Below are 5,405 nucleotides of genomic sequence, written 5' to 3'. Positions count from 1 at the left end.
GGTCGCCACGGTGACCTTGCGGCTGCGGCGCAGGGTGAAGGTCACCTCTTCGACCTCCTCGAACGCCTGCCGCGCGGTGCGCAGCGGGTGGGTCGCCGAGTCGATCGCGTTGGCGACGAAGGAGCAAGCCACGGCGCCTGATCGGCGGGACACAAGGGGCCGCGACCTCGAGCGCGCCAGCGCTCCAAAATTACCGAGTGAAGAACCAGGCGATGACGACGAGGACGAGCAGGGCGACGAGGGCGAGCTGAACGCGGGACCGTGGCATCAGCGGGCACCACTGCCGACGGTCGGGCGCACCGGCGCTGCCACGGTCGCGGGGATCGGGGCGCCGTCGGTGGGCTCGTCGCGGCGCAGGGCGCGGAAGATCGCGCGCAGCGTGCGGTCGAGCAGGTAGGCGATGGCGAAGCTGATCGGGACCATGCCGACCAGCACGACGAGGAACTGGGGGATGAAGGGCAGCCCGGCTACCCAGAGTTCGAAGCCGTCCCACCAACCTGCGATGCGTTGCACGAGCCCAAGCCTAGTCGGTCGTCCCGAACGGGCGAATTCCGTGGCTGTGACCTGCGGCTCCCCGGACCAGATCGCCGCGCGCGGTGGACGAGCGGCGGCCGTCGCCGTGATGATGGGGTATGGAGTCTTCCAGTGCCGACAAACTGCCGATTCTGAGTCCGGTCTCCTCCAGCGGTCGTCGCGGCGCCTTCCCGCCGATCGACGACTACGCCTTCCTGTCCGATTGCGAGACGAGTTGCCTGATCGCCAGTAGCGGTTCGGTCGAGTGGATGTGCGTCCCGCGCCCCGACTCCCCCAGCGTGTTCGGCGCCATTCTGGACCGCAGCGCCGGACACTTCCGGCTCGGGCCGTACGGCAAGCATGTGCCCGCGGCACGGCGCTATCTGCCGGGCGGCATGATTCTCGAGACGACCTGGCAGACCGAGACGGGCTGGCTGATCGTGCGCGACGCGCTCGTGCTCGGCCCGTGGCACAACAACACGGCCAGGTCCAAGACCCATCGCCGCACGCCGATGGACTGGGACGCCGAGCACGTTCTGCTGCGCACGGTGAAATGTGTCAGCGGCACAGTCGAATTGGAGATGAGCTGCCAGCCGTCGCTGGATTATCACCGGGGCGGCGCACGCTGGGAGTACACCGGCAAGGTCTACGAGCAGGCGACCGCGGTCGCGGCCAACCATCCCGACGAGGGGCCGTCGCTGATCCTGAACACCGACCTGCGACTGGGTCTGGAAGGTCGTGAGGCCCGGGCCCGTACCCGGATGCGCGACGGCGATTCGGTGTTCGTCGCCCTGTCCTGGTCGGACCTGCCCGCCCCGGCGACCTTCGACGAGGCGGCGTCGAAGATGTGGACGACCGCGGAGTGCTGGCGTCAGTGGATCACCCTCGGCGATTTCCCCGATCATCCGTGGCGCAGCTATCTGCAGCGCAGCGCGCTGACACTCAAGGGCCTCACCTATGCGCCCACCGGCGCCCTGATCGCCGCCGCCACCACCTCGCTGCCGGAAACCCCCGGCGGAGAACGCAACTGGGACTATCGCTACACCTGGGTGCGCGACGCCAGCTTCGCGCTGTGGGGTCTGTACACGCTCGGGCTCGACCGTGAGGCCGACGACTTCTTCAACTTCCTCAACGACGCCACCACCGGCGAGAACGGTGACGCGCTGCCACTGCAGGTGCTCTACGGCATCGGCGGCGAACGCCGGATCACCGAGGAGGTGCTGCCGGAGCTGTCCGGCTACGACAACTCCCGTCCGGTGCGCATCGGCAATGCCGCCTACAACCAGGACCAGCACGACATCTGGGGCACCATGCTCGATGCGGTGTACCTGCACGTGAAGTCGCGACAGCAGGTCCCGGAATCGTTGTGGCCCATGCTGGAACGCACCGTGAACGCCGCGATCTCGCGCTGGCGTGAACCCGATCGCGGCATCTGGGAGGTGCGCGGGGAACCGCAGCATTTCACCTCGTCGAAGGTGATGTGCTGGGTCGCGCTCGATCGCGGCGCGCGACTTGCCCAGCTGCACGGCCAGTTCGAGCGGGCCATGGAGTGGTTCGACATCGCCGAGGAGATCCGCGACGACGTGCTCGCCAACGGCGTCGACGAGAACGGCGTGTTCACCCAGACCTACGGTGGCCACACGCTCGACGCGTCATTGCTGATGATCGTGCTGACCCGGTTCCTGCCGCCGGAGGACGACCGCGTCAAGGCCACGGTGCTCGCCATCGCCGATCGGCTCACCGTGCACGGGCTGGTGTTGCGCTACGACACCGACACCACCGACGACGGGCTCAGCGGCGAGGAGGGCACCTTCACCATCTGCTCGTTCTGGCTGGTCTCGGCGCTGGTGGAGATCGGCGAGCTCGAACGCGCCACGCAGTTGTGCGAGCGGCTGCTCGGGCTGGCCAGCCCGCTGCGGCTCTACGCCGAGGAGATCGACCCGCACACCGGCAGGCACCTGGGCAACTTCCCGCAGGCGTTCACCCACCTGGCGCTGATCAACGCGGTGACCCACGTGATCAGGGCCGAGGACTCCCGGCAAGCGGGTCAGTTCCAGCCGGCGCACACACCGTCGAACCGGCCGAACTGAGTCAGTAGGCGAGGCGCTCGGCGCGTTCGCGCAGCCCGGCCAGCGTGCGCAGCCCCGCCTCGATCTCAGTGAGCCGCAGTTCGCGCTGGTCGCCGTAGCGCAGGCCGGTCTCCTCGGCGGCGCGCAGTGCCTCCTCGGCGGTGCGGCCGACCTCGGTCGCGATCTCGGTGTAGTGATCGCGCAGGACCCGCTGCAGGGTGCGCAGCCGGTTGCGGGATTCCTTGCCCACCTGGAAGATCACGTCATCGGCCAGCCGGGCGACGGCCACCTTGGCCTCGGCCTGCCTGCGCTGCTTGCGACTGCGCCGGTCGTCCCACAGGGCGTTCACGCCCAGCAGCACACCGGCACCCGCCGAGTACCAGTTGACCAGCGACATGCCGAGCAGACTGGTGGCCAGACCGACCATCAGGATGCCGCCGTAGGACCCGCGCAGCGCCGAGAGCGCCTGTTGTCCCACACTGGATTTCGCGCTCTCGAGCGTTTCCAGCGACTGCACCGGCTCGAGCACGTCACCGGGGTTGGTCAGGCGCAGCTCGGGCAGCGGCGGGGTGCGGTTGTCCGGCGGGAACTTCGCGGCGACCTGCTCGGCGAGTTCGACGGCGCGGTAGTGCGCCATCACGAAGTTCTCCTCGACGGCCTCGCAGATCCGCGCGTCGAGCTCGGTCGCGAACTCCGACCATTTGCGGGCCGGATCGGTGCGGGAGATCTCGGCCTCGGCCTCGCGGACGAGGGTGCGCAGGCGGTGCCGTAGATCGTGTTCGATGTCGGCGCTCAGCTCGGAGCTGCCGTCGACGAGGGTCACCTGCCAGGTGGCGGTGCGCTGGCGCAGCTGGTCGGCCTCGGTGCGGGCCGCGGCCAGCCGCTGGGTGATCTCGGCCCGGCGCCGCGGGTCGCGCAGGGTGTCGGCCTCGGCGCGCAGCGTGAAGCCGAGCTGGTCGGTGACCGACGAGATGTCGCGCACCGCCGCGGCGACGGCGACCGAATCCGCCTGGGCCACCACGTAGTCGCGCAGGTGATCGATGAGCTGCGGCACACCGGATTCGATGTCACGCTGCTGGTCGCCCGATTCGCGCGACTCCCGGTGCAGGACAGCCGAGACCGGGGCGACCGCGAAGTTCAGTCCGGCACCGTCGAGCAGGGCACGGTTGCGGCGCTGGGTCAGCGACCACTGTGGATTGCGGTCGATCTTGGTGAGCACGCACACCACCGAGGGGCATACCTGCTCGACCCGGCGCAGGTACTCGAGCTGGGCCTCGGTCAGTTCGGCGGCGGAATCGGTGGCGTAGAGCACCACGTCGGCGGCGGCGATCATCGACCAGGCGGCGCTCTCGTGGGCGGTGGCGCCGGGTGCGTCCATCACCACCAGGCCGTCGGCCAGCAGCGGGCTCGGTTCGGCGAATTCGGCGCGCAGCACGCCGAGGGCGGTGAGCGCGGGGCCGGGGTTCAGCGGGTCGACGGGCACGCGCTCGACGCGGCCGCGCTGGGCCGACTTCACCAGCGTGGCGGTCGGCGCGGGACCGTACTCGACGATCACCGGGACACTCGGCTTACCGTCGGTCGCGCTGACCGGCGTGCCGACCATGCTGTTGACCAGCGTGCTCATCCCGGCCTGCGATTCGCCGACCACGACGAGGCGCACGCGGGGATCGGTGAGCCTGGCCCGGACCATGCCGAGTCTGGCGTCGAGATCGTCGCGACCGCCGGTGCGGACCAGGTCCCGCAGTTCGTCGACGAGAGACACGACCGGAGCCATCACATCCGGATGCTTCACCGTCGCGGCCTGCAGTCCGGCAGCGGCAGACAACCTGTTCCTCACTCTCGTTGCATGAGCCCGGCCGAGACGCTGGGGGCACTAGACGAAGTCATACCCGTGGGGCTCGGCGGGAAACACCGCGGCCTGATCGACTCCGCCGAGTCCCGTGTCGAACAACCCGGCCGACACGCCATGGTAGCCGCCCGCGTGGTGGTCGAAGTCCGCGGCGATCGGCTTGGTGTCGATGACCGGCGGCTTGATGGTCGGCTGCACGGTCACCACCGGCGGCGGGGTGACCACCGAGGGCGGGTCGATGTCGACGGTGGGCACCTTGGTCGGCGCGGGCTGGGTGGGCACGGTCACCGTGGGGTTGGACACGGTGGGATCCGGCACGTCGACGGTCGGCACGGTCGAAGGCGTCCCGCCGCCGGTCGTGCCGCCCGGTGTCGTACCGCCGCCGGTCGTACCGCCGCCGGTGGAACCGCCCGGCGTCGTGCCTCCGGGCGTGGTGCCACCACCGGTGGTGCCGCCCGGTGTGGTGATGTCGTCGTCACCGGGCCGGGTCGGCTTCACCGGTCCGGTGCCGGTTCCCGCGGTGGGGGGCGTGGTGACGTGCGGCTTGGTCACATCCGGCACCGAGGCCGTCGGCTTCGGCAGGTCCGGCAACTTCACCGTGGTCGGTGTCTCGATGTCGGCGGTCGGCAGCTTCGAGGGCGGCGTCACCGTGACGGGCGACGGACTCGTGCTCGTCCCACCCGAGACATCGGGCACCACAACGGGTTTGGTGGTCGGTGTGAGCGGCGCGAACAGCGACGGCGCGGTGGCGGCGGGCGCCGTGAGCGGCGAGGCGGCACCGGCCGCACCACCGAAGACGTTGGCGATCGGGGTCGACGCCGCGTCGGGCTGGATGGTGGTCTGCAACGGCGTGCTGACCACCGGGTTGAGCGCGACCGGCGCCGGGGCCGCGGGCGCGATGGGAGCCGGCGCAGGCGCGACCGGAGCGGGCGGCGCCGGAGCGGGCGGCACCGGCGCGGGAGCCGGGGCATGCG

The 5,405-nt window shown here is 70.4% G+C and carries 3 protein-coding genes and 1 pseudogene; 1 reads left to right on the top strand and 3 read right to left on the bottom strand.

All coding sequences use genetic code 11. The annotated features are described in order from the left end of the window. Positions 1 to 267: 267 nt before the first annotated feature. Entirely contained in the window at positions 268 to 513 is a 246-nt protein-coding gene (locus tag QH270_RS01300; RefSeq protein WP_280306823.1) for a hypothetical protein, read from the bottom strand. A gap of 119 nt (positions 514 to 632) precedes the next feature. Between QH270_RS01300 and QH270_RS01295 the strand changes: the two genes are divergently transcribed. After that, positions 633 to 2,603 (top strand): glycoside hydrolase family 15 protein, encoded by a 1,971-nt coding sequence (locus QH270_RS01295; RefSeq protein WP_280338510.1) that lies wholly within the window; start codon positions 633 to 635, stop codon positions 2,601 to 2,603. A 1-nt stretch (position 2,604) separates the two neighbouring features. Here the strand turns inward: QH270_RS01295 and QH270_RS01290 are convergent, their stop codons facing one another. Both QH270_RS01290 and QH270_RS01285 read right to left on the bottom strand, forming a co-directional pair. Further along, complete coding sequence (locus tag QH270_RS01290) at positions 2,605 to 4,407, bottom strand: hypothetical protein (protein WP_280338509.1); 1,803 nt, start codon at positions 4,405 to 4,407, stop codon at positions 2,605 to 2,607. A gap of 48 nt (positions 4,408 to 4,455) precedes the next feature. Beyond that, positions 4,456 to 5,405 (bottom strand): annotated as a pseudogene (locus QH270_RS01285) (hypothetical protein); the annotation flags it as partial.

The organism is Nocardia neocaledoniensis (assembly GCF_029868625.1).
Taxonomy (GTDB): Bacteria; Actinomycetota; Actinomycetes; order Mycobacteriales; family Mycobacteriaceae; genus Nocardia; species Nocardia neocaledoniensis_A.
Note: the sequence above shows the minus strand (reverse complement) of the source record. Positions and strands in the feature narration are given on the sequence as shown.

Excerpts from the sequence above, each read along its gene's own strand:
- QH270_RS01295 (WP_280338510.1), top strand. The coding sequence starts at position 633 with ATGGAGTCTTCCAGTGCCGACAAACTGCCGATTCTGAGTCCGGTCTCC.